Genomic DNA, 5,145 nt, shown 5'->3' with positions numbered 1-5,145 from the left:
AGTGTGGGAAGCGGCGGAAAGCGGCCGGTGGGATGAGGCGCTCATGGACGCAGCGATCGACGCCGCGCGACAGAAGGGCGGTCACGTTACCGACGGCGACGTCAAGGAGAACGCTACAGAACCGATCGCGTTCCTGATCGAGTACAACGATGGCTTCCGTGGAACTGCACTGCTGCTGAACGGGGCGCTGACCACTCTCGCATACGCCAGCCGTCGGAACGGTGAAGTTGAGGCGTCGGAATTCTTGCTGGAGAAGGGATGGCCCTATGGTCACTTCACGTTCCTGGACCGGCAGATCGAGCATATGGCGCTCACTGGAACTGCTCCCTATCCTGTCGAACGTACACTTCTGACGACTGGGATTCTTGATGCCGCGATGCACTCTGATCATGAGGGCGGGAAGCTGATCGAAACACCGGAGCTCGATATCAGCTATCGGCCGGTGGAGAACCCTGAGGGCACGTTGGAGCCGTCGGGAACCGGAATCGGGCACGAACTTCCGCCGCCTTCCTCGGATGATCGCCCTTACGACTGACGGTAGACGGGACGACCCGAGTTCCAGGTCCTTCACCACGTCCCGGCCCAGCGCAACGGCTCAGGACCGCGATGGCGCGGGGTGATCCGTGGGCTGGTGTTCTCAGAGCTGGGTGGTGACGGTCTCGAGGAGCCGTACCGGGGGAAGCAGCTGTTCATACGGCATCGGTGGGACGCCGGACTTCACAGCGTCGAGGAAACGGGCGATGCTTCGGGCGTTGTAGTCCTCGCCCAGGCCGATGTCGTCGGCGACGACGCCGTGGCGGCCCGTCACCGAGATGTGCCATGGTACGCGTCCGTGGTCATCGGGGCGGACGAAGATCAACACCAGCTGTATGCCGTTCGCCCGGGCGGTGACGGTGACCGCATGGGCGACGTGGTCGACGTGCACGTCGTCGATGTCCGGATTGCCGAGCAGCTCGAGCGCGGGTTCCACGACGTGCGGCCCGTAGAAGAACAGGCCCGCGTGCGGATCGTCCGGGTCGGCGGGCCCGGCCACGGTGACGACCTGCAGCTCACCCAGCTGCGCGGCGGCGTCGCGTAGCTGGGTCACGCCCGGTGACAGCCGCACGGCCGACCAGGATGCCAGCACTGCGCCCCCGCGCTGGGCGGCGGCGATGATCGCCTCGGTGTCGGAGACGGTCACCGCGGTGGGCTTGTCCACGAAGACATGTTTGCCCGCTTCCAGCAACGGCACGGCGTTCTGTGCGTGCAGCCCGCCGTGGCGGTCCGACACCACTGCCGCGTCCACGAGTTCCAGCAGGTCCTCGGCGGACTCGACGATCTGCTCGATCCGGCCGTCGGCCGCGAGCTTCCGGTTCTTCTCCGTGTCGCCACCGGCGAGAGCCACCACTCGGCAACCCTCGTAGCCCTCGTCGACGTTCAGGTGACGAACGAAATGGTCCGTATGCGAATTCTCGGTGCCGATCAACCCGATACGCAGCATGCGCCTGACACTCCCTTGCAAGCGGTTGCAGTCAACTTATCATGGCTGACATTGCTACCTCTGGCGTGGGCTCATTGCAACGTCACATGCGCGCACTTATGTCCGGTCATGCCGGGATCAGGTCATGCCGGGACCAGGAAGAGCAGAAGGCGAGGCAGGACAAGGATGCAGAGCACGTAGAGAAGTGCGAGCGTGACATGGACGAGTGAATCGCCGCGCTGTCCGGACCGCTTCATCTGCCGCAGTGCCAGGTGTCCCATGAGGATGGCCACGGGCCACAACAGAGGGCCGAGCGCGGCGAGCACCAGTGTGCCGATGGCCAGCGCATTCATCTTCGGCTGCGGCGAACCGTGGGACTGGGGCGGTTCGGGCTGCGCCACCCGGGGGTCGTCGTCCCGGGAGGGTTCGCGTTGCGATGGCTGTCTGTCGTGGTGGGCGCCCTCCGGCGCACGGTGGCGTTCTCTGACGCTGTAGTTCGGGCTGTGGGCGATCCGCGTGGCCCGTTGCGCGGCGTCGTAGGCGGCGAGACGGTCGGTGTCCAGCAGGATGTCCCTGGCGCGCGTGAGCTGGCGAAACCTGCGGTCGTCGCCGTCGGAGTCCGGGTGGCCGCCGCTGGCGGCGTTGCGACGGAACGCTCTGCTCACCTCATGTTGGCTCACGCCTCGTTGCACGCCGAGGACGGCATGCGGATCGCGTCCTCCGAGCTCCTCGATGTCTTTGGTGACCGTCATGTTCGTCTCCAGCCTCGCTGCCTCCTGCATATAAGACGTCACTCGACGGCGAAATGTGACAGGGGCGTGAGGGCGGGCGGTCGCCCGCGAGCCGAACGGGCCGTATCCGGATCGGGTGCCCCCTCTTGACACACGCGCCAACATCGCGGTCCTGGCGGAGGCCTACGCGCTCACCCGGCGGGCCGGCGCGGACACCGACGTCCTGGTCCAGGTCATGCCGCACACCTCGGCGGACAGTTGGCAGCTGCGCCACACCCTGATCGGCAAGGTGCTCAAGGGCGATCTTTCCCCGATGTTCAAACTCGGGCTCGCGGCCAAGGACATGCGCCTGCTCGAGGGTCTGGCGGCTGGGCTGTCCGCGCCGTTTCGGTTGCGGCCGTGAGGCGCTGAACTGGTATGAACAGGCCGAGCAACGGGGCATGGCCGACCTGGACTGGGGCGCGATCATCCCGGTGGACGAACCCGGCTGGTAAGCCAGGTTCTCAGGGCCTGGCCGTCGAGGCGGTCGGCGAACCCGTCTCACGTAGGTCATGAGCCCGCCCGGCGACGCATGATGTCGGTATGGGTGGCGCACGTTATGACTGGCCGGACAGCGACGAGGACCTCGTCGTCGTCCAGCGCCGGCTTGCCGACGAAGCGGAGGCGGTACTCGCCGCCGAGCCGTGGACGTTGACCGGCCGGCCCGTCATGGGCGGGTGTTTCGTGGCCTTCGCTCGCGGCGAGGAGGGACCTGGTCACCCTGGTGATCGAGCGTGGGCTGCGGCAGTGTCCTGGCGCGCGGGTGCGGTCATCGACGAGTCCGTCGTCGCGCAGCAGGTACCCGCGGCCTATGTGCCCGGGCTGCTGGCCAGACGGGAGGGTCCGGTGCTCGAGGCCGCCGTGAGCGGCTTGCGGATCCGCCCCGACGTGCTCTTGGTCGACGCGACCGGGTTCGATCATCCCCGTGGCGCTGGCCTCGCTGTTCAACTGGGTGCGCTGCTGGACATCCCGAGCGTCGGCGTCACGCATCGGACGCTTGTTGCGTCCGGTGCGATGCCCGACGAACCGCGAGCCGGCACCATCGTGCCGGTTCACGTGGGGGATCGGCTGGTCGGGTACTGGGTGTGCACCCGAACCGGGACACGCGCCGTCGTCGCGCATGCCGGTTGGCGGACCAGCCCGGACACCGCCGCGCAGACCGTGCTGGCGGCGTCGTCGCCCGGCGCCCGTACGCCTGCGCCGCTGCGGCAGGCCCGCCGCGTCGCCCGGACGACGCGTGCGGCTGCCGGCGCCGGCTGACGCGTGCGTCGCTGCCGGCCGAAAAACGGCAACACCTGCGCTGACGTCCTCAGATGTGATCTCGATGTCGGCTTTCCGATGAGCCTTCGACGGTTCGCCGGTCTACCCATCCGTACAGGCGTAGATGGGAGACACACCATGACACATGCAACTGATGCTCAGGACCGTCCGAAGCCAGGGAAGGATACGCGTGCCTGGCGAGCTGTCCTGTTCTTCGTGCTCCTGCTCGGCTTGGCCGTCGGGGCGACGGGTGTCGGCACCGCGCAGCCGGTTTCCGGCGCAGCGGACGGCCGTCGCACGTTCACCGGGGAGATCGACGGAGCCGAGTACCGAGTTGAGATGCCCGAGGCGTGGAACGGCACGCTGCTGCTCTACAGCCACGGTTACCACCCCGAGTTCTGGCCGGACGACCTCCCGATCGAGGTCACGAATGCGGAGGAAGCCGAGGACTGGCTGCTCGACAACGGATATGCGCTGGCCGCCTCGGAGTTCCAGAACGATGGGATCGGCTACCTGGTCGAAGAGGCGCTGACGGACCAGATCGCCCTGCTGGACTGGTTCGAGGCGAACATCGGACAGCCGAGCACGACGGTGGCCACCGGGCAGTCGATGGGGGCCGTGCCGACCATACTGCTGAGCGAGCGCTACCCGGATCGATTCGACGGCGCGGCGACCATCTGTGGAGGACCCGATCCGCAGGCGACGTTCAACGCGGGACTCGACGTGACATTCGGGGTCAAGACGCTGCTCGCGGGCGACGAGGACATCGAGCTGGTCAACCCGGGTGACCCGGAGGGGAGTACACAGGCCCTGGCCGAGGCGGTCGAGGCGGTCATGGTGACACCGGAAGGGCGGGCCCGGCTGGCTTTGATCGCGTCGTTCAACAACGTCCAGGGCTGGTGGTCTGCCCACGAGCCACGGCCTACCGAGCCGGAAGAACGGATCCGTCAGCAGGCGAACTGGATTCTGAACGCGTATGTGCTCGGATTCGCCGGTCCGGGAGCGCGGGTCAACCTGGAGCAGCAGGCCGGCGGCAACCCGTCGTCGAACGTCGGCGTGGACTATCGCCGTCAGTTGCTCCGCTCCAGCCAGACGATCGACGTCCGGCGAGCCTACCGAGAGGCCGGGCTCGACCTGGGGGCCGATCTGGAGCTCTTGGCTGACGCCCCGCGTATCGCCGCCGATCAGGACGCGGTGGACTACATGTACCAGTTCGGTGTGCCTACGGGGACGACGCCGGTGCCGGTGGTCACGCTGCACACCACGGGTGACGGCGGCGCCACCCCCGACCAGGAGCGCTGGTACGGCTCGTTGGTCCGTCGCGCCGGCGACGCGGGTAACCTGCGTCAGCACTACGTCGAGCGCGGTGCGCACTGTTCGGTGAGCGCCGCTGAAGAGATCGTCTCACTTCAGACGCTGCTGTCGCGGATCGACACCGGCCACTGGCCGAACACAAGCCCGAGCCGGCTGACAGCGGAGGCGGAGACGTTCGACAGCGAGTACCACCAGGTGCTTGACTTCGTGACCTTTACGAAGGAGACCATGGAGCCGGCGTTCACCCGCTACACGCCGCCGAAGCCGCAGCGTCCGTCGCGGTGACAGCGTCAGGGCGATGCCACCATGACCTTCACGCCTCCCTCATCAAGTGCGTCGGCG

At 67.3% G+C, this 5,145-nt stretch carries 6 protein-coding genes; 4 read left to right on the top strand and 2 right to left on the bottom strand.

Annotated features, from left to right (window positions below; translation table 11 throughout):
* Positions 1-43 precede the first annotated feature (43 nt).
* Positions 44-535 (top strand): hypothetical protein, encoded by a 492-nt coding sequence (locus tag ELR45_RS18470; RefSeq protein WP_129667700.1) that lies wholly within the window; start codon positions 44-46, stop codon positions 533-535.
* 102 nt (positions 536-637) lie between these two features.
* Here ELR45_RS18470 and ELR45_RS18465 read toward each other — a convergent pair whose 3' ends face one another.
* Positions 638-1,480, bottom strand: coding sequence for a Gfo/Idh/MocA family protein (locus ELR45_RS18465; protein WP_129667699.1), 843 nt, complete (start codon positions 1,478-1,480; stop codon positions 638-640).
* Between the two features lie 122 nt (positions 1,481-1,602).
* The gene (locus ELR45_RS18460; protein WP_165367898.1) at positions 1,603-2,211 is read right to left on the bottom strand and encodes a DnaJ domain-containing protein; all 609 of its coding nucleotides are present in this window, start codon (positions 2,209-2,211) and stop codon (positions 1,603-1,605) included.
* Between the two features lie 115 nt (positions 2,212-2,326).
* Between ELR45_RS18460 and ELR45_RS18455 the strand changes: the two genes are divergently transcribed.
* From ELR45_RS18455 to ELR45_RS18445, 3 genes are all read left to right on the top strand, one after another.
* Complete coding sequence (locus ELR45_RS18455) at positions 2,327-2,593, top strand: NAD-binding protein (protein WP_129667697.1); 267 nt, start codon at positions 2,327-2,329, stop codon at positions 2,591-2,593.
* A 179-nt stretch (positions 2,594-2,772) separates the two neighbouring features.
* A complete protein-coding gene (locus ELR45_RS18450) occupies positions 2,773-3,489 on the top strand; it encodes an endonuclease V (RefSeq protein WP_129667696.1) in 717 nt (238 codons plus the stop codon).
* A gap of 138 nt (positions 3,490-3,627) precedes the next feature.
* Positions 3,628-5,088 carry a DUF6351 family protein gene (locus ELR45_RS18445; RefSeq protein ID WP_205856837.1) on the top strand — a complete coding sequence of 487 codons (1,461 nt, stop codon included), beginning with the start codon at positions 3,628-3,630 and terminating at the stop codon, positions 5,086-5,088.
* Positions 5,089-5,145 lie beyond the last annotated feature (57 nt).

The organism is Phytoactinopolyspora endophytica, from assembly GCF_004138495.1.
Classification (GTDB): domain Bacteria; phylum Actinomycetota; class Actinomycetes; order Jiangellales; family Jiangellaceae; genus Phytoactinopolyspora; species Phytoactinopolyspora endophytica.
Note: the sequence above shows the minus strand (reverse complement) of the source record. Positions and strands in the feature narration are given on the sequence as shown.

What these genes read in the sequence shown, in the direction of transcription:
- ELR45_RS18470 (WP_129667700.1), top strand. Translation starts at nt 44, where the DNA reads ATGGACGCAGCGATCGACGCCGCGCGACAGAAGGGCGGTCACGTTACC.
- ELR45_RS18465 (WP_129667699.1), bottom strand. Translation starts at nt 1,480, where the DNA reads ATGCTGCGTATCGGGTTGATCGGCACCGAGAATTCGCATACGGACCAT.
- ELR45_RS18445 (WP_205856837.1), top strand. Translation starts at nt 3,628, where the DNA reads ATGACACATGCAACTGATGCTCAGGACCGTCCGAAGCCAGGGAAGGAT.
- ELR45_RS18450 (WP_129667696.1), top strand. Translation starts at nt 2,773, where the DNA reads ATGGGTGGCGCACGTTATGACTGGCCGGACAGCGACGAGGACCTCGTC.
- ELR45_RS18460 (WP_165367898.1), bottom strand. Translation starts at nt 2,211, where the DNA reads ATGACGGTCACCAAAGACATCGAGGAGCTCGGAGGACGCGATCCGCAT.